Source organism: Paenibacillus sp. GbtcB18, assembly GCF_019091125.1.
Lineage (GTDB): Bacteria > Bacillota > Bacilli > Paenibacillales > NBRC-103111 > Paenibacillus_F > Paenibacillus_F chitinolyticus.
On the sequence record NZ_JAGXJX010000008.1, the window covers coordinates 162,873 to 183,539 of the forward strand.

General features: G+C 46.0%; 20 protein-coding genes. 17 read left to right on the forward strand and 3 right to left on the reverse strand.

Annotation, left to right across the window (positions count from 1 at the left end; all coding sequences use genetic code 11):
• Positions 1–114: 114 nt before the first annotated feature.
• The 3 genes from KVT34_RS22095 to KVT34_RS22105 all read right to left on the reverse strand — a co-directional run bounded on the left by KVT34_RS22095 (position 115) and on the right by KVT34_RS22105 (position 3,360).
• The gene (locus KVT34_RS22095; protein WP_217561141.1) at positions 115–1,407 is read right to left on the reverse strand and encodes an ATP-binding protein; all 1,293 of its coding nucleotides are present in this window, start codon (positions 1,405–1,407) and stop codon (positions 115–117) included.
• A complete protein-coding gene (locus tag KVT34_RS22100) occupies positions 1,394–2,149 on the reverse strand; it encodes a LytR/AlgR family response regulator transcription factor (RefSeq protein ID WP_217561143.1) in 756 nt (251 codons plus the stop codon). The genes KVT34_RS22095 and KVT34_RS22100 overlap by 14 nt, the downstream gene beginning before the upstream one ends.
• A 254-nt stretch (positions 2,150–2,403) precedes the next feature.
• The gene (locus KVT34_RS22105) at positions 2,404–3,360 is read right to left on the reverse strand and encodes a D-alanyl-D-alanine carboxypeptidase family protein (protein ID WP_217561146.1); all 957 of its coding nucleotides are present in this window, start codon (positions 3,358–3,360) and stop codon (positions 2,404–2,406) included.
• A 216-nt stretch (positions 3,361–3,576) separates the two neighbouring features.
• Between KVT34_RS22105 and KVT34_RS22110 the strand changes: the two genes are divergently transcribed.
• From KVT34_RS22110 to KVT34_RS22190, 17 genes are all read left to right on the forward strand, one after another.
• The gene (locus KVT34_RS22110) at positions 3,577–4,272 is read left to right on the forward strand and encodes a response regulator transcription factor (RefSeq protein WP_217561148.1); all 696 of its coding nucleotides are present in this window, start codon (positions 3,577–3,579) and stop codon (positions 4,270–4,272) included.
• Positions 4,265–5,398 carry a sensor histidine kinase gene (locus tag KVT34_RS22115; protein ID WP_217561150.1) on the forward strand — a complete coding sequence of 378 codons (1,134 nt, stop codon included), beginning with the start codon at positions 4,265–4,267 and terminating at the stop codon, positions 5,396–5,398. Before KVT34_RS22110 ends, KVT34_RS22115 begins: the two co-directional genes overlap by 8 nt.
• Before the next feature lie 150 nt (positions 5,399–5,548).
• Entirely contained in the window at positions 5,549–6,415 is an 867-nt protein-coding gene (locus tag KVT34_RS22120) for a carbohydrate ABC transporter permease (RefSeq protein WP_217561152.1), read from the forward strand.
• 14 nt (positions 6,416–6,429) lie between these two features.
• Positions 6,430–7,308: a carbohydrate ABC transporter permease gene (locus KVT34_RS22125; protein WP_217561154.1), complete on the forward strand. Its 879-nt coding sequence runs from the start codon at positions 6,430–6,432 to the stop codon at positions 7,306–7,308.
• Between the two features lie 27 nt (positions 7,309–7,335).
• Positions 7,336–8,496, forward strand: coding sequence for an efflux RND transporter periplasmic adaptor subunit (locus KVT34_RS22130; protein WP_217561156.1), 1,161 nt, complete (start codon positions 7,336–7,338; stop codon positions 8,494–8,496).
• Positions 8,497–8,564: 68 nt separating this feature from the next.
• A complete protein-coding gene (locus tag KVT34_RS22135; RefSeq protein ID WP_254635060.1) occupies positions 8,565–9,920 on the forward strand; it encodes an ABC transporter substrate-binding protein in 1,356 nt (451 codons plus the stop codon).
• Between the two features lie 46 nt (positions 9,921–9,966).
• Positions 9,967–10,626 carry a copper amine oxidase N-terminal domain-containing protein gene (locus tag KVT34_RS22140; RefSeq protein WP_217561158.1) on the forward strand — a complete coding sequence of 220 codons (660 nt, stop codon included), beginning with the start codon at positions 9,967–9,969 and terminating at the stop codon, positions 10,624–10,626.
• A 69-nt stretch (positions 10,627–10,695) separates the two neighbouring features.
• On the forward strand, positions 10,696–11,892 hold the full coding sequence (locus KVT34_RS22145) for a nucleotide disphospho-sugar-binding domain-containing protein (protein ID WP_217561160.1): 1,197 nt from the start codon (positions 10,696–10,698) through the stop codon (positions 11,890–11,892).
• A gap of 297 nt (positions 11,893–12,189) precedes the next feature.
• Positions 12,190–12,636 (forward strand): tellurite resistance TerB family protein, encoded by a 447-nt coding sequence (locus KVT34_RS22150; RefSeq protein WP_217561461.1) that lies wholly within the window; start codon positions 12,190–12,192, stop codon positions 12,634–12,636.
• A gap of 200 nt (positions 12,637–12,836) precedes the next feature.
• Complete coding sequence (locus tag KVT34_RS22155) at positions 12,837–13,436, forward strand: TerD family protein (RefSeq protein ID WP_217561162.1); 600 nt, start codon at positions 12,837–12,839, stop codon at positions 13,434–13,436.
• A 27-nt stretch (positions 13,437–13,463) separates the two neighbouring features.
• Positions 13,464–14,039 (forward strand): TerD family protein, encoded by a 576-nt coding sequence (locus tag KVT34_RS22160; protein WP_217561164.1) that lies wholly within the window; start codon positions 13,464–13,466, stop codon positions 14,037–14,039.
• Between the two features lie 75 nt (positions 14,040–14,114).
• The gene (locus KVT34_RS22165) at positions 14,115–14,696 is read left to right on the forward strand and encodes a TerD family protein (RefSeq protein ID WP_217561166.1); all 582 of its coding nucleotides are present in this window, start codon (positions 14,115–14,117) and stop codon (positions 14,694–14,696) included.
• Between the two features lie 62 nt (positions 14,697–14,758).
• Positions 14,759–16,009: a TerD family protein gene (locus tag KVT34_RS22170; protein ID WP_217561168.1), complete on the forward strand. Its 1,251-nt coding sequence runs from the start codon at positions 14,759–14,761 to the stop codon at positions 16,007–16,009.
• A gap of 24 nt (positions 16,010–16,033) precedes the next feature.
• Positions 16,034–16,831: a TerC family protein gene (locus KVT34_RS22175; RefSeq protein ID WP_483311453.1), complete on the forward strand. Its 798-nt coding sequence runs from the start codon at positions 16,034–16,036 to the stop codon at positions 16,829–16,831.
• A gap of 138 nt (positions 16,832–16,969) precedes the next feature.
• Positions 16,970–18,187, forward strand: a complete 1,218-nt coding sequence (locus KVT34_RS22180) for an HpcH/HpaI aldolase/citrate lyase family protein (protein WP_217561172.1) — start codon at positions 16,970–16,972, stop codon at positions 18,185–18,187.
• Positions 18,117–19,505: a phosphoribosyltransferase family protein gene (locus tag KVT34_RS22185; protein ID WP_217561174.1), complete on the forward strand. Its 1,389-nt coding sequence runs from the start codon at positions 18,117–18,119 to the stop codon at positions 19,503–19,505. The genes KVT34_RS22180 and KVT34_RS22185 overlap by 71 nt, the downstream gene beginning before the upstream one ends.
• Before the next feature lie 28 nt (positions 19,506–19,533).
• A complete protein-coding gene (locus KVT34_RS22190) occupies positions 19,534–20,667 on the forward strand; it encodes a cysteine protease StiP family protein (RefSeq protein WP_217561176.1) in 1,134 nt (377 codons plus the stop codon).

The following is a 20,667-nucleotide window of genomic DNA, read 5'->3' on the forward strand; positions in this document are numbered from 1 at the left end:
CCTCCTTGCGGTTCAGTTTTGAATTTACTTGCTGAATTAATCATATATGGAAAATGGTAGAGAGATGGAAAAAGGCCCTGAAACGAAAAAAACAATCCCTAAACAGCATGTTGTCTAGGGATTGTTCGTTAGGAAGGGCAGGAGCACCATATTATTAAACTGTTTGTGTTTCGTTTCAAGGGTCATATGACCGCCGTACTTGTCGCAAATTCTGGCGATATTGGTTAATCCGATCCCATGAAATTCCGGGTTTGGTTTCCGGCTGTGCAAGCGGGCATCTTCCTTCTCCATATGATTCAAGATGTGAATGAGAAGGGCAGACTCGGTCGCATGTATTTTGATCAGAATATACCTGTCTTCCGCGATCTTGATATGTTTGGAAGCTTCAATCGCGTTATCCAGCATATTTCCCATAACGACACACAAATCGTAGCGGTCTATAGGAATTTCATGCGAGCGCAGGTTAAGCCTGGTATCGATTCGGATCCCATTGGCTTGTCCGATATCCAGTGTATTGGTGACAAGGGCGTCAATCACCAGATTTCCCGTATTCACCCTATGATAGGCTCCCTCGACTTTGTTTAAGGTCGTTTTAATATGTTCCACTGCCGCCGCCGGCTCATTTCGCTTAATACACTCTTCGATATATAAAAACTGCTGGTTCGTATCGTGAATGATTCGTTTGATGGATTTGAAGCTGTGAACGACTTTCTCGTAATTCGCATCCTGATAGTCCATTTGCTGCTGGAGCTGGGCGTTCTCGTGCATGAATTGAAATTTATCCATAATCGTATCAAAAATATAGATAATCATCACGTTCAAGAAAAGAAAGCCGATGGCGGAAAGGAAAGAATAGAAGCTCTTATACGTTAAAATATTCAGGTGATAGAAACTTAGGAGCGGAATTACCAAGAATAGGACGTAGTAACGATAAGGCAAAGAGAAGCTTCTGCGTTTGGCAATGAGCCGTATAATCTGAATGACGACGAACATGATCATGCAGCTGAGGAAAGTAAGTTTCGTGTAGGAAGTTTGAGCGGCGGGCTGAGTGACAAGGTCAAGGGTGTCAAATTCAACATGATCCAGCGTATATAAAATATAAAGGGAGATTGTATTAGAGATAGACATCAAAACGCCGTAAAGCATGGAAAAAATGAGTTTCATTCTAAATTCCACTTGATAAGAGAGCGCGATAGTAAAGATGAGAAATAAGGATACAATCGAAGATAATGCAGGCGATAAGGAAGTAACGAGGTACATGTAACCGAGCAGCCCGAAGATAAGGAAGTAAATGAAACGGCTGCGTTTTTGCATGGTTTTATCGAAAACCGAGTTGAAGAAAAAATTAATTTGGACGGCCATTACAACGACCATGCTAAAGAAAATGGGCAAATTAGTTAGAATCATAGCCATCGACCTTCATGATCATAAATTTGGTGTATACATCTTTAACCTCTTTAACTTTAGAACGGCCTATGGGTAATTCCGTGCCATTGGACATGAGGACAACTCCCTTGGCAAACTTTCTCACATGCAGCAGGTTAATAATAATGGATCGGTGGATTTGCAGAAATTTATGATCTTTTAAGGCAAGCGCATAATCTGAAATCGTTCCTTTGCTTTCATAGGTTTGATTAACGGTCGTAAAATGAAGCTTGCTTTTTATCGTTAAGCTTTTGGCGGCTTCGATACTAATGAGGTCGTCGTATTTGATCACGATTTCGTCATAGGCCGACTTGATGACCATAAATTTTTTGTCAAGGGCTTGGAAGTATTGGCACAGCTTAATGATTTTCTCCTCCAAGATTGAGGGGGCGACGGGTTTGATCAGATACTGGAATGTCATGACGTCAAAACTTTCTATCATATATTCGGGGTAGCCGGTCAGAAAAATAATTTGTTCATCCAGGTTGTTTAATTCTCTTATTCTCCGGGCGGTTTGAATGCCGTTAATCCCGCCCATTTCAACATCCAGCAGTAAAATATGGAACGGGGTTTCCTGGCGCTCATAATAGGCTGTGAGCTGCTCGCCCGAGCCGAATAATTCGATTTCGAATTCTATATTGGTTTTTATCGAGAGAGTGATCAGAATATTTTTAACAAGCTCTCTTTGTTTTTCCTCATCGTCGCAAATAGCCACTCTGTACATAAGAATCGCCTCTCAGTCGCGTTCCATTATTTGGTACCCCATCTAAGCATGATATAATTTTTTGCTTTTGCATAGATCTTTTTTGGAAGAAACGCACTTTTGAATCCCTTAAATCCCTTCTGAAGGTGCGGCCGGTTCGGAAGCCGGGGCGAAGTCGCAGCCTGATACGAAAAATCCGCCGGGAAGCAGAGTTCCGGGCGGATCTTTTATATACGCTTATGGCAGCGCCCGATACAGGCGGCAGTCGGACGGATCTATCTGTTCTTCGCGTACTCCAGAAGGGAGCGGGTATCCGTATAGACGCCGCTTGAGCTCGAATGAAGCACGACGCCGATAAATTTCTTTCCGTTCAAAGTTGCCGAGGATACGAGACAATAACCGGCTTCATCCGTAAAGCCCGTCTTCACCCCGTTTACACCCTGCACATAAAATTCGCTTTCTTCCTGAAGAAGCTGATTGCGGTTTACGTAAGTAAGGGAACCGGACGATACGGCGACGGCCTGTTTCGGTTCGCTGACGATGGAGCTGAACACTTTGTTCTTCATGGCTTCGCGGCTTAGTAGAGCCATATCGCCCGCAGTCGTGTAATGTCCCGGATCGTGCAGCCCGTGCGGATTCGTAAAATGGCTCTTTTTGGCGCCAAGCTTGGAGGCTTTCGCGTTCATCAGACCGGCAAAATAATCGATGCTCTTCTGCGCGGAGAGCTTGCGGCCGCTGTCTTTCTCCGCAATATAGCGGGCGACCGTCCTGGCCGCATCGTTGCCCGAGGGCAGCATCATGGCAACGATCAGGTCCCGGAGCGTAAGGGTTTGGCCCTCCCGCAAGCCCGCCGTGCTCTCTCCCTTAGTAGTTAAACGGACTTCATCACCGACGGTGACCGGGTCCTGGAGTCCGCCTTTTTCGAGAGCAACCAGCGCCGTTACGATTTTGGTCGTGCTTGCGGGATAGAGGCGAAGGTCTTTATTTTTCCCGAACAATAGTTTTCCGGTTTCGGCATCCATCAGAACGGCGGCTTCCCCTTCTATGGACTCGTTAACAAGCTGATTTTTCCCCGATTTGCCGGCAGCCGGTTCGGATATAAAGGGTTCGGATACTGACGGCTCCGGTACGGGGGATGCCGAACGATGCCGGGTAAGATCCAAGGAATTCCAGGCCAAAACCAGTATAATAGCAGCGGCGGTTCCACCCAGCAGGATCGTTTTCAAGTTCATAAATAACGTTTCTCCTCTCAATTCTCACGAGGGCTTCAGCTGTCTAGTATTATGAAGCCTAACAGTTAACTTCTTCCTAAGAAAAACTTTCGAAATTATTACGATTCTCTATGAATTCATCGCCGGGATAATAACAGCCTGTCCTTACGGCAAAAAATGAGTATGATAAAGGGACAGAGAGATTCGAATAATCGTGAAATCGAAGGAGAGGATCGCATGAAGCGTATCACCATACTGATCGCCGATGATGAAGTGGAAATTGCGGATTTAATAGAGATGCATCTGACTAAAGAAGGATATGACTGCGTAAAAGCACATAACGGGCACGACGCTCTGCAAGCGGTTCAGACCCATTCGGTAGATTTGGCAATTTTGGATATTATGATGCCGAAAATGGACGGTTACGAAGTGACGCACCAAATTCGGGAGAAACACAATATGCCGATCATTTTTTTGAGCGCTAAAGCGACGGATCTCGATAAAATTTCGGGTCTCGTAAGAGGTGCGGACGACTATATCACGAAGCCGTTCAACCCGATGGAACTGGTCGCCCGAGTGAATGCCCACCTGCGCCGGTTTCTGCAGATGAATCAGGCGGCTGCAGCAGACAAGCCGATCCTGGAGTCGGGAGGATTGGTGATATATCCGGAGCAGCGCACCGTCAGCCTGTACGGAAATTTGGTCGAGCTAACCCCGAAGGAATTCGATATTTTGTATCTTTTGGCGAGATATCCGAAGAAAGTGTTCAGCGTCGAAAACATCTTCCAGCAGGTGTGGGGAGGCGCGTACTATGAGGGAGGGAACACGGTCATGGTTCATATCCGCACTCTCCGCAAAAAGCTCGGGGAAGATGTAAATAAGAACAAATTGATTAAAACGATATGGGGAGTAGGGTACACGTTCAATGCCTAACATGATACGGAGCTTCCGGACCAAAATGATTCTGCTGCTGGGAATAAGCATGCTTCTGGCCGGCCTGATTACTTATCTGATCTATAAAGTTCTTCAGATCTATTACCGTTCCCAGGTCAAATTTGAAGACCCGCTCGCTTATTTCCGCCTGTTTCTGCACAAGATCGGGGATATCAACTTTTTTCTGCTGTTTTTTATCCCGATGGTAATTTTGTTTTTCTTCTTCTTTACGAGATCCTACGCGGTCTATTTCCGGGAAATATCGGACGGAATCCACCGTCTTGCCAGCGGCGACTTCAACAGTCGGGTTCACGTGGCTTCCAACGATGAATTCGAAGCTATCGCCAAAGACATTAATCTTGCAAGCGAGAAGCTGCAGGAAGCCGTAAACCGGGGCGATTTTGCGGAAAGCAGCAAAGATCAGCTGGTGCTCAATTTGGCGCACGATTTGCGGACCCCGCTTACTTCCGTGCTGGGCTATCTGGATTTTATATTGCGGGACAAGGAGTTATCCTCCGAACAGGTCAGGCATTTTACCCAGATCGCGTTTACCAAGTCGCAGAGACTGGAGAAGCTTGTGGATGAACTGTTTGAAATTACCCGGATGAATTACGGCATGCTCAAGGTCGAGAGAAACCGGATCGATCTCGGCGAGCTGCTTATCCAGCTGAACGAGGAATTGTACCCGATGTTCGAGAAAAATCAGCTCACGCTGAGATTAAACGCGGATCAGCCGCTGCATCTGTGGGGAGACGGGGAGCTGCTTGCCCGCGTGTTTGAAAACCTTCTGACGAACGCCATCCGCTACGGCAGCGACGGGCAGTATGTCGACGTTATCGCGGCGTCCGAAGGAGAAGAGGCGGTTGTTCAGGTCGTCAACTACGGGGACAGCATTCCGCCGGAGGAGCTTCCGCGTATCTTCGATATGTTTTATACGGCGGATCAAGCGCGTAATCATCGGACGGGGAGTACGGGACTCGGCTTGTTCATCACGAAGAACATTGTGGAACGCCATAACGGTACGGTTTCGGTTCAAAGCAATCCGGTCCGGACGCTGTTTGAAGTTCGGCTGCCAAAAAATCATTCGGACCAGGGGACGTCGGCGCCTACTGAGCGAACGATTTAAGAAAAATTTTATTTTTACCCTACTTGTTACTTAAAGATTATTCCCTATTCTGGAACTAGCAAGGAACAGTCCCTGCTTATCCGAAAAATAGGGAAAGGATCGGTCCATGTATGCAACCACGACAGTTCGTGTACCGGGTTGAAGCCGGGGATGTTTAGACGCGCCCGTACGGATACGGCGGCCGTTCTGATGTTCCTGGCGCCGAGCGCGCTGGGATTCATGATGTTCTATCTCATCCCGTTTGTCATGGGCGTGTATGATTCATTCGTGGAGAGTACGGCCGACAACCGGTTCGTCGGCTTCGAGCATTACCGTGAGCTTCTGGCGAGCGAATCGTTCCGCAAGGCTGCCCGGAATACCGCTTTTTTTACGCTGGTCAGTGTTCCGCTGATGATTCTTCTGTCGTTAATTCTAGCGGTGCTGCTTAATCAAAACATCTATATCCGGAGATGGATCCGGACCGCTTTCGTGCTGCCCCTAGTCGTTCCCGCGGCTTCCGTTGTTCTCGTGTGGCAGATTCTGCTGGACTGGAACGGATCGGTTAACGCTTGGCTGGGCTATTTCGAGCGGGCGCGTGTGGATTGGATGAAGACGGATGCCGCCCGAAGCGTCGTGATCGCTGTCTATCTGTGGAAGAACATCGGCTACAACATGATTTTGTTCCTGGCGGGGCTTCAGCAAATCCCCAAAGATTATTACGAGACAGCCAGGATCGAAGGCGCGGGCCCGTTTCGCCAATTCCGCAGCATTACGCTGGTCTATTTAACCTCGACGCTATTTTTCGTCACGATTATGTCCGTCATCAACTCGTTCAAGGTGTTCCGGGAAACCTACCTGATAGCGGGGGATTATCCGCACGACAGCATCTACATGCTGCAGCATTATATGAACAACATGTTCATGTCCCTGGATATTCCCAAATTGACGGCAGCCGCAACGCTGATGACGGGCTGTATTTTGCTTCTGGTTTTAGTACTGTTTGCGCTGGAACGCCGTTTCCGGAGTTTTCTTGAATAGCGGGGGAGAGAAGATTGCAAGGGTTTAAGCTGCTGAAAAAAGGAGCGGTGACGGCCATACTGGCGGTTATCGCGGGAATCATATTAGTACCTATTGTGATAACTTTCACAAATTCTCTCATGACCGAACGGGAAATCGGGATCAACTATGGGCTCATCGGCAAAATGAACGATACGGCGGGCTCGGAAGCGAACGCGTTCGTTAATTTGAAGCTGCTGCCCGATCTGGTAACGCTGGGACAGTACGGCGAAGTGCTGATTCACAGTCCGAGATTTCTGATGATGTTCTGGAACTCGGTCTTCCTGGTAGTCCCCATTATTGCCGGTCAGACGGTCGTGGCCGCATTGGCGGCTTACGCGTTCTCCAAGCTCCGTTTCCGGGGCAGGGAGACCTTGTTTCTCGTTTATGTTCTGACGATGCTAATGCCGTTCCAAGTGACGCTGGTGCCCAATTACATCATGGCGGATAAAATGGGGCTGCTCCACAGTCCCGGCGCCATCATACTGCCCGGAATTTTCGCGGCTTTCGGCGTGTTCATGCTCCGGCAATACATGCTGCACATCCCGTACGCTTATATCGAAGCGGCCAAGATGGACGGAGCCGGACATTGGCGGATTTTCTCCACCATCATTATTCCGATGGTCAAACCGGGCGTATCCGCTCTGGCGGTCCTGTTGTTCGTCGATTACTGGAACATGGTGGAGCAGCCGCTTATTTTTCTGGACGATCCGTTCAAGCAGCCGCTCTCCGTTTACTTATCGAGGGTGAATCAGGGAGAGCAGGGGATCGCCTTCGCCGCATCCATGCTTTATATGACGCCGATGGTGCTGCTGTTTCTGTACGCGGAGACGAATTTTATTGAAGGCATTCAATTGTCCGGCATCAAAGGGTAGGTTCTGCAAGGGGAGGAAAGCTCGGGAATGGAGCAGGAAGCGAGTAAAGATCTTAAGCGCAAAAGAAATATCCGGATCATTGCCGGTTTATTCATCGGGGCACTGATTCTCTTCACCTTATTCAGCAACACGCTGCAGGCGCTGACACTACCCAAAGTGAGAACAGAGAGTGCGGTGTATGGAAGTCTGGTGCATACGCTCGAAGGAACCGGGGTTCTGCGGCCGCTTGCGGAAGAGAAACTGAGCAATCCCGCGGGCCTGAAGGTCAAAGCGGTCCTTGTGAAAGAGGGAGACCGTGTGAAGAAAGGGCAGAAGCTGGTTAGCTATGACAGCAAGTCCGCCGAACGGGAGCTGCAGGATGAGACCACGCAGCTGGAAAAGCTGAGGATCGAGCTGCAAAACGCGCAGGACCAGTTCATTGCGGCGTCCACGGAGGGCGATGAACTAAAGGTCCGGAGCGTCACCCGGGAGATGGAGACACGCAAGCTCGATATCAGCATGCAGGAGCGCAAAGTCGCCGGTTTGCGGGAAGCGCTGGCAGATCAGAAGGATCTGTCCGCTCCCTTCGAGGGCGTGATCACGAAAGTGAATGCCGTCGCGGGAACCAAACCGGCGGGAGAGCCCGAGATCATCATCGCGGACAGCGCCAAGGGGTACCGGTTCGAATTTGCGGCCGATGCGGCTCTGCTGACCAGCCTTGGAATTACCGCCGGGACGAAGATCGAGGTAGGGTTCGGCACGCCGGAACAGCAGCCCCGCCTCATCGAGGGCACCGTTGAAGAGACGGCGGAGGCCGAACCGCTTGCGGCCGGTTCCTCCGGTGCGGAGGCGGGGGAGAGCGGGGGCCGCACGGCTGCGCGGAAGTCGCTGCGCATTAAAGTGGAAGGCCCGGAGCTGAAAGGCGGCGAGCGTGCCGCTGTCAAGCTCACGAAGCGTTCCGTGCAGCAAGGGTTTAAGGTTTCAAGCGACGCGGTTCATCAGGAGCGCGACGGCAAGTTCATTTATAAGATCGAAGAACAGAAGGGCGCGCTGGGCAACGTTTTCGTAGTCCGCAGAGTCCCCGTCCGTTCCAGCGAAACCAATGAGTCGGAGACGGTGATTCAATCCGATAGCCTGAACGAAAAAGACCTCATTATTCTCAAAAGCAGCGAGCCTTTACAGGATAACAACCGGGTTCGCCTGCAGTAGCAAGGAAGATAGCTGTACCAAACGATCATGAAAACGATAGACCATAATCGGTTAGGAGAGGATTTCAGATGATGAGAAAACAGGTAGGGGTCGTGTTAATTTGTGCGGCGCTTGCAACTAGTGCTTGCGGAGCCGGGGGAAGCGGGGAAGCCGGAGGGACTTCGAATAAAGAGAAACCGAAAAGCAAAGAAGGGAAAACCGTCGTAACCTTGTCCTTAAGAAATCCCGATCCGTTCTTCCAGGTGATCGAGAAGAAATTCGAGGAGAAGTATCCGGACATCGATCTACAAATTCAGTCTCTCAAACAGGCGGGCGAAAAATGGGAACCCGGCGATTTCGAGAAGTATGTGAAGACGACGAATACGGCCCTATTGTCGGGTAAGGGCCCGGATATTGTGGAATTAAGCGATCTACCCGTCGACAAATATGTCAAAGGCAAGCTTCTTGCAAATTTGAACGATATGTTCGAACAGGATAAAACCTTAAAGAAGGACGACATACACCTGAATATTTTGAACGGGTTGAAGAAAAAGGACGGCGGGTTATATACGCTCCCCTCCTCCTTCTACTTAAGGACTTACATAGGAGACGGCGATTCGATCAAGAAGGCGAACGTCCAAATCGACGATGCCAAATGGACGTGGAACCAGTTTGAAGCGGCGGCGAAAAAAATCCGGGAGAAAGAAGGAGAGGGCGGCAAAGCGAAACGGCCCGTTTTTGCGGACGACCCGGGAGTAATCCTGCAGGAGATCATCATGGATCGTTACGGAGAGCTTGTCGATCCGGCCACTATGAAAGCGAAGTTTGATTCGACGTCCTTTACAGATTTGCTGAAATCCATCAAAAAAACATTCGATGAGAAAATAATGACAAGCGAAATCGGAGAAGGAGAAACCGCCTTGTTCTATTCGGAGGCCTTCCTTAAGCCCCGGGAACTGATCGAAAAGCCGTACGAGTATTTCTCCAATCCGAAGCTGCTTCAGAAGCCGCATGAGGAGGGCAGTAAGGGAGGAATCCGGATTATACCGACCGACGAGTTTGGCGTGACAGCAAATTCCCCCGTCAAGGCGGAAGCGTGGACATTCCTTGCCTTTCTTTACTCTAAAGACGTGCAGTCCTTACAAGATCTGAAAGGATTCTCCCTGCTTAAAGAAGTGAACGACAAAAAGCTCGATGAGATTCAGAAGCAGGTGAAAGCCGGAACGTTTAAGCTCCCGACAGGAAAGCCTGTGAAAAGCATACCCGACGAACAATTTAACCGGTACAAAGAGTTTATTCAAAAAGCCGGCAGCTACTCGGCTTATGATATGAAGGTGCTGTCCATTATCGGCGAGGAAGCGGGAGCCTATTTCAGCGGGCAGAAGCCGGCGGAAGAAGTGGCGAAACTGATTCAGAACAAAGCGACTACTTATTTGAACGAGTAGATGAGCAGGGTTCATCTTTAAATCTGGTAAAGAAAGGCCGTTTTTTTTGAAAAAAATTATCGCAGCAGCGCTCGGCTTATTGGCTTTGATAAGCATACTGGCTTACGCGTTAAGCTTCAGCCTAGACTTTCTCAGCTCTCAGAAATTCGTTATAAACGGGAGGGAAATGGAATTCTCGGTCATTGACTACAACGGGCACGTGTATGTTCCCCTACGCTTTGTAGCCGACAATATGGCTTCCGACGTCGGGTATAACGCTGACACGGGGATAACCAGCATAGACCAGCACAGTATAAGGTTCGACGATGCCGTGGCTGCTCCGAAGCCCGAAGTTGTCTACGAGAAAAGGCTCCGGAACGAGTCCATTTGGATGCAGGATATTCCCCTGCTGCAGGGAAATTCGTGCTGGGTAGAGTGCATCCAAGATTCCCGGTCCGACCTAACCCTGCTTAAGCAGGCGGAATATCCCCCGGTGGAGGTAAAACCCGGATCGTACATCGGCATCCGTTATACGAAAGGGATGGAACCGCAGCAGATGGAATGCTCCGTTATCACAAACGAGGACGGGAAGGAACTATATAAGGCAATAGAGATGGACCAAGGAAGAATACGTCTGCCGAGAGAGCCCGGGGTTTATTCGATTGTGCTGCGCTCCAACTGGGAGCAAGGCTATACGACTTATTTATTTGCCGTAAAGATCGTTTAAGGAGCATGGTCCGGGCGGCGGTCGGGAAGTTTGGCAAGTACGGCAAGATTCATAGGTGAAATAAAGCGTATGAAAATCACATTGTTGCCTTATGATGATCCGGAAGCGGGCAAGCCTTTTGCCGCACTCGCTTCCGCACTTCGAGCCGGCGGGTATGAAGCGGGGGTAGGGGTACCGACCGGTTCGGATCCTTATCCGGCACATTCCGGCACAGGCCGCGCCCTTATGCCCAGACGCGTATGGAGATTTCCCGGAACGAAGAAGGGCGGGTTAGAAAAGGGGGGCGCCGGGGACGGATACGGGAATCTGCCGGAGATTTGCGCAGGATCGGATTTGATCATTGCCGATCTGCGCATGCTTGAAAGTGCCCTGGCCGTTTCGGATGAATTTAACAGCAAACTTATAGCGGTCGCCCTGACTCCTCCGTGCCCAGTATCCCGCAGTGCCGCAGTCGTTTCGGACGCTCTTAAGAAGCTGCCCTTCTTCTATGGGGCGGTCAGGAAACGGCAGGCCGGGTACGCATGGCCGCTAACCTGCAATGCGGTCCGAGACAAGCTGCTTTTACGGGATATTCCCGTCCTTCACGCATACAGCGCCTGCTTCCTGAAGAGATCCGGCGAATGGGGAGGGGCCGCCGGACGGATTGTAACGGGCGAGTGGATAACGACGACGGCGGGCACCGGTGATTTTATCTGTTCAAGCAAGTCCTGTGAAGATACGGAGCAATGGCTGGATGAGGGAGAGGCTCCTCTTTATTTCGGTTTTAGCGGATTACCCTTGCAGACGCAGGCGCATTGTACCGGAACCGCTTTGGACGCCGCGAGGGAGTTTTCCTGCAGAGCCGTCATCGAGGCCGACTGGGAGGCATTGGGCAGACTTAGACACGAGCTGCCCGGCTATGCGCTGCCTATTGAAGAGGCCGACTATGACCGGCTCTTTCCCCGCTGCCGGAGCGTCGTACACCGGGGCTCTGCCGCTGCCGCGCATGCAAGCTTGAGAGCGGGAATTCCCGCTCTGGTCTGTCCGGCTTCCGCGGAGGAGAAGGTGTGGGGAAGGCTGACCGTCACAACGGGAGCGGGAAGCTGCCTGCCGCTAAACAAGGTAACGCAAAAGAAACTGACGCAGGCGTTAAAGGTTCTTGAACACAAGCGAGTGAAAAATAAAGCGGCCGAGCTTGGCATAGGCTTGAGGCAGGAGAACGGCATAGAGACGGCCATTTCGTTCATTGACCGTTTTTTAAGCTGGACGCAGTACAGGAAGTTTTGAGTGCGCATCGGGATTTGCGAAGACAAGAGTTTGAGCAAGTGAAGAAGGAATAGGTTTGGAGAATGAAGCTGGTTATCCGGATGGATAAACCGGCTTTTTTTGAGAAAGTACCACTAAAGTGACCCGAACGGTGAATGACGTTATTCAGAGGTGTGATTATATTATTACTTTTGTAAAGTAATAGATGTATTTCAGTAAATAAACGATGTGTCTTCCTAATAGTTGAAATTAAAGAGAAGTAATTCTATTATTAAAGTAATAAAAAATATAATTCATGGAGGAATGACAGTGAGCACACTGAGTTCATTTTCAAATTGGTTATCACGGGCAAAGGGAAATGTTATGGATGGAGTTAAACGCTACAAAAGTAAAGACTTGCTTGAGGCGATTGTGGCGGGTTGCGCAGTTGTATCAGTTGCGGATGGAACAATAGATGCTTCTGAAAAACAAAAAATGGCCGGTTATCTGGGAAGAAGTCCTGAATTAAATGTTTTTAATATGAGTGAAGTAATTGAGCGTTTTAATTATTATGCAGGAAATATGGACTTTGACGTAATGGTTGGAAAGCAAGAAGCCCTCCGAGTAATCGGTAAATTTAAAACGAAACCTGAGGTAGCACGCGTTATCATTAGTGTATGTTGTGCTGTGGGAGCAGCTGATGGAGACTTTGATGAGCAAGAGAAGTCCGTTGTTCGAGATATTTGTCATGTACTTGGTTTAAATCCAAGCGAGTTTGGTTTATGATATAGGCCTTTAGAACCAGAACCCCTATCCTAGATAGGAGGTTCTTTTTTTCAATAATCCAGCTAGAAACTTAAAACCAATAAATTATTCTACCGTAATGGCAAAATATATCGAAAAATGTTGTCCAAAAATTGCCTATCTTGTAGCATCTAGACTATAATCTAAGTAGGGAAATATTTACTTGAGAGGAGGTGTGAAAAATGACAATTTCTTTGGTGAAAGGCCAAAAAGTAGACTTAACCAAAAGTAATGCCGGATTAAAAAACGTTACCATAGGCCTGGGATGGGACCCTATAGAAGCTGAGAAGAAGGGGTTCTTTGGTACTAAGAAAATCAAGGCGAATATTGACTGTGATGCTTCGGCGATACTTTTGGGGGAAAATGGAAAGCTACTGAGAAAACAAAATCTTGTCTGTTTCCATAATCTTGAAAGTCCCTGTGGTTCAGTTCGCCACTCCGGAGATAACTTGACCGGCGAAGGTGAGGGCGATGATGAGCAGATTGAAATTTCACTGAATCAGGTACCTGCAGATGTTCATAAGATTCTTGCATGTGTAAATATCTATCAATGTGAAGAGCGTGGCCAAGACTTCGGTATGATCAGATCTGCTTATATTCGTGTTCTTAATCCTTCGAACAACCAAGAGTTGCTTCGCTTCAACCTAACAGACAATTATGCGGGAATGACCGCTCTTATCGTTGGCGAGCTCTACCGCCATAACGGTGAGTGGAAGTTTAATGCGATTGGCGAGGGAGCTCATGCTGCTCACATTAATATATTGGCACAGCGCTATATCTAATTCATAACTGGTGAGGAGACAAAATTCATGGCTATCAATCTCTCAAAAGGCCAAAAGGTCGATTTAACGAAGACAAATCCCGGTCTAAAAAAAGTACTTGTGGGCCTTGGCTGGGACACTAATAAATATGATGGCGGCAAAGACTTTGATCTCGATGCATCTGCATTTTGTTTGAATGACGCAGGCAAAGCTGCTTCGGACAAAGATTTCGTCTTTTTCAACAACAACCAAAATGCTAACGGCTCTGTGGTACATACGGGAGACAACCGTACTGGGGATGGCGATGGCGATGACGAACAGTTGAAAGTGGATCTTGCATCGATTCCTGCTGAAGTTCAAAAAGTGTCGTTTTGTATTACTATTCACGAAGCACAAGAGCGCAATCAGAACTTCGGCCAAGTTTCAAATGCATTCGTTCGCATCGTAAACGAGGAAACAAATGAGGAAATTATTCGTTATGATCTGGGCGAAGACTTTTCGGTAGAAACTGCAATTGTTGTAGGCGAATTATATCGTCATGGTGCTGAATGGAAGTTTAGCGCGGTTGGCAGCGGGTATCAAAATGGACTTGCAGGCCTTGTGAAGGATTTTGGCCTCAACTGACAAAAAAAGGCCGTCTCATGACAGGCGGCCTTTTTTATGCCCACATTCTAAAGCCTATTCAAAGGAGTGAATGAAATGACAATAAGTTTATCAAAAGGTCAAAGGATTGATCTTACTAAGACTAATCCAGGATTGACTAAAGTTATTATCGGCCTTGGCTGGGATATTAACAAATATAATACGGGCCAGGACTACGACCTTGATGCTTCGGCTTTTCTTCTTCGGGCTGACGGAAAGGCAAAAGGTATGGAAGATTTCCTTTTTTATAACAATTCCAACCTTTATAATGGGGCCGTGATTCATACGGGTGACAATCGTACGGGTGAAGGTGATGGGGATGATGAGCAGATCAAACTCGACTTTTCGAAGGTTCCCAATGAGATTGAACGAATCGGAATTACAGTTACCATACATGATGCAGCAGCCCGCAATCAAAATTTTGGGCACGTATCAAACGCCTTTGTTCGGCTAGTGGATGAAGTTTCGGGAAGAGAAGTGCTTCGTTATGATCTCGGAGAAGAGTTTTCCCTTGAAACTGCAGTAGTAATTTGCGAACTTTACCGTCAAGGCAGCGAGTGGAAGTTCCAAGCAATCGGCTCCGGTTTTAGCGGCGGTCTGGCAGCGCTTTGTAAGAATTACGGATTGGATGCCCAGTAATCAATAAACCAGGATGCTGTAGTTGTACAGCATCCTCCATATCGCCTTGGGAGGTTGATTTTATGCCCATTCCATTGGTAAAAGGTCAGAAAGCTGATCTCACAAAAACAAATCCCTCGACTAAAAACATAATTGTAGGGATGGGTTGGAAAACATCCGATAGTTCAATTGAAGTTGATTTTTCTGCATTTCTACTGTCTGCATCATCGAAGGTGACGAAGGATGAAGATTTAATTTTTTACGGGAATCCTCATGGACCCAACCATTCAATTTCCGTTATTGAATCTAATAAACAGGCATATTCAGGACTAGCGGATCAAGCACAGCTTTCAATTAATCTTCAAAATGTTCCTCCCGTATATGAACGGATATCTTTTGCTTTAACGATTTATGAAGGCGAGAAAAGAAAGCAGAACTTTTCACTCATTGATGATAGCTATTTACGAATAATTGATCCTTCCAACGGGGCAGAATTAATCCGTTTTAGCATCGGAGAAGCCTTCTCCGTAGAAACTGCAATTGTAGTAGGAGAATTGTATAGATACAAGGGCGAATGGAAAGTTAATGCCATTGGATCGGGCTATTCCGGTGGTCTTGAGGCCCTATGCGGCAGCTTTGGAATTAAAGTTAAATCAGAGGTTAAAACTACGCTGCCACCTAAACCTCCTGAACAGCCTACAATCACAGCTGCCTCGAAACCTACGCAGGCTTCTCCTATTAATCTGAAAAAGATCGAATTAAAAAAACGAGGGGATGCGATCAATCTACAAAAAGGATCGGGCCCTATCGGTGAAATACTGATCAATTTAAATTGGAATCAGAAGAAAACAAAGTCTTTTTTCGGATCCCAAGGAATAGACCTCGATCTCGGCTGTTTATATGAAATGAAGGACGGAAGCAAAGGCGTCATTCAAGCGCTTGGAAATGTATTCGGATCTCTTGACTCCTTCCCTTATATAGCCCTTGATGGTGACGATCGAACGGGTTCTGTTGTTTCCGGTGAAAATTTGAGGATTAATGGAAAGTTTATTTCGGCCATCGATCGAATCGTTGTGTTTGCATTCATTTATCAAGGAATAACGAACTGGTCACAGGCAGATGGGGTTGTCACTATCAAACAAAGTGAGGGTCCGGAGATCGAAGTACGGCTTAATGAACATGATAACAACAAAAGAATGTGCGCGATAGCGATGATTAAAAATGTTAATAACCAGACCTTCAGTATAGAAAGATTAGTGGACTATCATTCAGATCATCAAAAATTGGATCAAGCTTATGGTTGGAATTTAAGATGGGTAGCCGGAAGAAAATAACTATAAACTTCGGAAGGATATACAATAATGTATGATTTTTTTGCAAGTTTCCTCAATAACTTTCTGGAGTTTTTTAACTGGGAACATACGACCGCGATACTTTCCGATCCGGTAAACTGGGGAATTATTGCTTCACTGATTCTTCTTGAAGGACTGCTTTCTGCAGATAATGCTTTAGTACTTGCTGTACTGGTAAAGCACCTGCCTAAAGATCAACAGAAGAAAGCCTTGTTCTATGGTATAGTCGGGGCCTATGTTTTCCGCTTTATTGCCATCAGTATCGGTACTTTCCTAGTCAAAATAACTTGGGTTAAGATTGTCGGAGGTCTTTATCTGTTGTGGATTGCGTGCAGCAATCTCTTTGATTTGGAATTCAGATTTGCTCGTATAGGTGGCGTGCCCTTCCTACCGTATATTGCCAGAAAGGGCAATGATGAAGGAGATGTTGAAAACAAAGGTGCGGGATTCTGGCGTACTGTCTTAACGGTTGAGCTTATGGATATTGCATTCAGTGTTGATAGTGTAATTGCAGCTTTTGGAATTAGCGAGCAAGTATGGGTATTGTTCTTGGGAGGAATTTTAGGCGTACTTATGATGCGCGGTGTGGCTCAAGTGTTCTTAAAGCTTATTGAACGTTTTCCCGAATTGGAAAAAGCCGCATTTATTCTTATTATCATTATCGGAGCTAAAATGCTTGCGGGTGTAGCAGGCTACGAAATGTCTCATATTTTATTCTTTGTACTTTTGATAGCCGTATTTGTTGGAGCCATGATTCTGAGTACACTTAGAAAAAAGTCGGAAAAATCTTCAGAGTCTATTTAATTAAACGGACGAGCCTAAATATCCCTTTTGGAAATATCCCGTCTCGGAGCAGGGGGGATATTTTTATCCTCTTGAAAATGATCAGGTTTACCTGTTTATGAACAGATAAAGTTTTAATTACTTGCTGGAGGTTAAAAAATGCGTTACTTCAATTATTTGAGCAGCGAAGAAGAGAAAACGCTATTTTATTCAAAGCCTGTCTGTTTTTCGAATTACTCTAGCAAAGATATTCTTTCCCATGCTGTCGGAGCCGCTTTATATATGCCTGCAACCAGACAGCAAATTGCTGAAGAGATCGTATCCGGCAGAGTTAAAGGGCTTGTTTCAATGGTCCTTGATTTGGAAGATGCAATTGGAGAAAAGCAAGTGGGCCTTGCAGAAGAATCTTTATATAAACAGTTATATAAGGTCTATTCTTTGTTAAAGAGCGGCTCTATTGATGAAGACAAGCTGCCGCTGATCTTCATTCGAGTGCGTAGTCCGGAGCAATTAGATTATATGATTAAGAAACTTGGAGAAGTTATTCGTATTGTTACAGGATTTACGCTTCCCAAATTCAGTACAGAAAATGGACGCCGTTATCTTGAAACGATCAGTAATTACAATGAAAAAAAAGAAACCGGTTTTCCAACCCTTTACGGAATGCCTATTCTGGAAACATCTGATGTTATTTACCGTGAATCAAGGACAATTTCATTACTCGGAATCAAGGATTTGCTGGAGCAATATAAAGAATATGTATTGAACGTCAGGATCGGGGCTACTGATTTCTCTAGTCTTTTTGGTCTTCGCAGGGGTCCTGATATGACCATTTACGATATTGGAGTTATTCGGGATTGTATCGCGGATATAATAAACGTCTTCGGAAGGGTAGAAGATCAATTCGTGATATCCGGGCCCGTTTGGGAATATTTCAAAAGTGACCGGCTGCTAAAACCCCAGCTTCGAGAAACTCCATTCGAAGATTCAGCTGGATCTGCCGGCCGAAAACTGAGACATGAATTCATTAATATTTACGTGGATGGACTACTCCGTGAAGTCACTCTGGACAAAGAAAATGGTATCATTGGAAAAACAATTATACATCCTACTCACAATCTTCCTGTGCAATCTCTTTACGTGGTAACGCATGAAGAATTCCTTGATGCCACAAACATGATTGCTAATAATAATGGAAGCCTGGGAGTATTTAAAAGTCAATATAACAATAAAATGAACGAAATCAAACCCCATCTCAATTGGGCTAATCGGATTTTATTTCGTTCTCAAGTATACGGGGTGCTACATGAACACAAAAACTTCACTTCCTTACTTATCGGACAAGACGAGTTCGTCCAAGAAAAAGCGTTTGTATAATATTATTGGAGATCTCCAAGTAACAATCGAGATAACCCACAATGAATTAAATCTACCGTTAGATACCTTTTTTAAGATGGCTGCAAGAATCAATAAAAAAAGAAGCTTTTTATTTGTGAGTAAAGTTCTTGGTAAACACTTAGCTGTGAATCCCAATGTCGCTTTACTTAGCGGTGCAGCCTTGGGAATTTTGCTGCAAAACCATCTTGGTGGACCACAGCCTCATTGTCTCCAGGATCTTGTACAAGCTTTTGATAATGAAGATCAGGCAGAAAATAGGTATAAATCGATTAAATCTGCCCCTCTGCGTGTGTCAGAACCAACCTTGTTTATTGGGTTTGCGGAGACTGCAACTGCTCTTGGACATAGTATGTTCGATATTTTTTCAGGGCCAACTAAATTCCTTCACACCACACGAGACATCGTTAATGAGTTAGAACCTATTTTAAAATTTGAAGAAGAACATTCTCATGCAACCGCTCATAGATGTTACGCCTTAAACGAAACGCTTTTTGAGGGGAATGAACCCGTAATTCTAGTGGATGACGAAATTACAACAGGCAAGACTGCTTTGAATATCATTCAAGATCTTCAGCAGAAACATCCCAGATCCAGATACGTTGTAGCAAGTCTTCTTGACTGGCGTTCTGAACAAGACATCCAACGTTTCCGTCAGACCGAGCAGGAGCTAGGTATCACGATTACTTGTCTTTCGTTGATACAAGGTCAAATTTCTGTTGCAGGCACTTCTATTGAATTGAATGCAGACAAAACCAGGACTTCTTCTAATCCTCAATTTCAACTAAAAAGACATCATGTAGGACATTTTTTTCATAAGCTGCCTTTTTCATCGAGAAATTCTTTAAATATGAATAACGATATCCCCTTTTTGAAACTAACCGGCCGCTTTGGCATGAATGGCGAAGACACATGTGAATTGGACCAGCAAGTCGCGGACTGCGCTAAATTCCTTAAATCTTGTAGATTCGGTCAAAAAACGTTATGCATGGGAATGGGAGAGTTTATGTATATACCCATGAGAATTGCAGCCGAAATGGGAAGTGGAGTTTCTTATCAATCAAGTACCAGAAGTCCTATTCATCCCAATAATGAACCTTCTTACGCTATCCATACTGTTTATCGTTTTGATTCTCCGGATGATTCGAAAATTCCTAATTTCTTCTACAATGTTTCCAAGGATATGTATGACGAAATTTTTGTGTTTATCGAACGTGAGACCGATGAGAACAATCTCGCTTCTTTTTTAGAAGCTTTGGAATCTACAGCAGTCCCAGCCGTTCATATCGTTCATTTTTAAATAAATTTAATTAGGAGGACTTGCCCAAGTGAATCTCCACGATTACAAAAATAGAAAAATACAAGCACCTGCTCCGATAGGAAGCTATAAATCCGAAGATGTAATTTTTCTCTTGAAGGATTTGAGTAATGTAGTCCTTGAAAAAGAGACGGGGGATCGAGAAGCAGCCATACAATCGGGAACACATTACTCTGAGATGTTACCTGTTGAATACAAACCAACGGATGAATATATCCAATTATTCCTTGATACATTAGAGAGCACGGCGAGAAGAGTGGCGGTTGCTTGCGGCATTGTTTCTGAACTTATCGTATCAAAGCGAGGTCTGAATATCGTTTTAGCTTCTTTGGCACGGGCAGGTACACCGATAGGTATTTTAATTAAGAGATACCTCAAGAGCATGTATAATGTAAACCTGCCGCATTACAGTATTTCTATCATTCGAGGAAAAGGCATTGATGAAAACGCTATTTTATATATGATAGAGAATCACCCGGGTATGGATATACAATTTATTGATGGCTGGACAGGGAAAGGCGCTATTCGCAATGTTTTAAAAGAGGCTAGGGAAGCGCTTCTCCATAAAGGGATTACACTTAATGACGACCTTGCGGTATTAGCTGATCCAGGCCGATGTTCGGAAACCTATGGCACAAGAGAAGACTTTTTGATCCCGAGTGCATGCCTTAACTCCACTGTTTCCGGTTTAATGAGCAGAACAGTACTCCGCGATGATCTCATAGGTCCGGACGAGTTTCATGGAGCAAAGTTTTATAAAGAGTGGTTATCTGAAGATCTTTCAAACCTTTTTGTGGATAAAGTATCTGCCTATTTTGCTGAAATCTCAGAAGAGGCCAAGACAATGTCTAAGCGGCTAATGGATTCTAAACCTCATGCGAGCTGGCAAGGTATGAAAGATATCCAACGAATTCAAAAGGATTTTGGTATTACCGACGTTAATCTTGTTAAACCGGGTGTTGGGGAAACGACAAGGGTCTTATTACGAAGAATCCCATGGAAGATACTTGTTGATCGTCTGGATAACCCGAATTTAAAACACATTATTTTACTAGCGCAAGACCGTCATGTACCAGTTGAAGTCTATCCTGGGCTGACTTATTCTTGCTGTGGAATCATTAAGCCGGTTAAAGGCGGTGAATAG

What these genes read in the sequence shown, in the direction of transcription:
- KVT34_RS22160 (WP_217561164.1), top strand. Translation starts at nt 13,464, where the DNA reads ATGGCTATCAATCTCTCAAAAGGCCAAAAGGTCGATTTAACGAAGACA.
- KVT34_RS22165 (WP_217561166.1), top strand. Translation starts at nt 14,115, where the DNA reads ATGACAATAAGTTTATCAAAAGGTCAAAGGATTGATCTTACTAAGACT.
- KVT34_RS22145 (WP_217561160.1), top strand. Translation starts at nt 10,696, where the DNA reads ATGAAAATCACATTGTTGCCTTATGATGATCCGGAAGCGGGCAAGCCT.
- KVT34_RS22180 (WP_217561172.1), top strand. Translation starts at nt 16,970, where the DNA reads ATGCGTTACTTCAATTATTTGAGCAGCGAAGAAGAGAAAACGCTATTT.
- KVT34_RS22130 (WP_217561156.1), top strand. Translation starts at nt 7,336, where the DNA reads ATGGAGCAGGAAGCGAGTAAAGATCTTAAGCGCAAAAGAAATATCCGG.
- KVT34_RS22185 (WP_217561174.1), top strand. Translation starts at nt 18,117, where the DNA reads ATGAACACAAAAACTTCACTTCCTTACTTATCGGACAAGACGAGTTCG.
- KVT34_RS22170 (WP_217561168.1), top strand. Translation starts at nt 14,759, where the DNA reads ATGCCCATTCCATTGGTAAAAGGTCAGAAAGCTGATCTCACAAAAACA.
- KVT34_RS22095 (WP_217561141.1), bottom strand. Translation starts at nt 1,407, where the DNA reads ATGATTCTAACTAATTTGCCCATTTTCTTTAGCATGGTCGTTGTAATG.
- KVT34_RS22115 (WP_217561150.1), top strand. Translation starts at nt 4,265, where the DNA reads ATGCCTAACATGATACGGAGCTTCCGGACCAAAATGATTCTGCTGCTG.
- KVT34_RS22110 (WP_217561148.1), top strand. Translation starts at nt 3,577, where the DNA reads ATGAAGCGTATCACCATACTGATCGCCGATGATGAAGTGGAAATTGCG.
- KVT34_RS22100 (WP_217561143.1), bottom strand. Translation starts at nt 2,149, where the DNA reads ATGTACAGAGTGGCTATTTGCGACGATGAGGAAAAACAAAGAGAGCTT.
- KVT34_RS22105 (WP_217561146.1), bottom strand. Translation starts at nt 3,360, where the DNA reads ATGAACTTGAAAACGATCCTGCTGGGTGGAACCGCCGCTGCTATTATA.
- KVT34_RS22120 (WP_217561152.1), top strand. Translation starts at nt 5,549, where the DNA reads ATGTTTAGACGCGCCCGTACGGATACGGCGGCCGTTCTGATGTTCCTG.
- KVT34_RS22155 (WP_217561162.1), top strand. Translation starts at nt 12,837, where the DNA reads ATGACAATTTCTTTGGTGAAAGGCCAAAAAGTAGACTTAACCAAAAGT.
- KVT34_RS22135 (WP_254635060.1), top strand. Translation starts at nt 8,565, where the DNA reads ATGATGAGAAAACAGGTAGGGGTCGTGTTAATTTGTGCGGCGCTTGCA.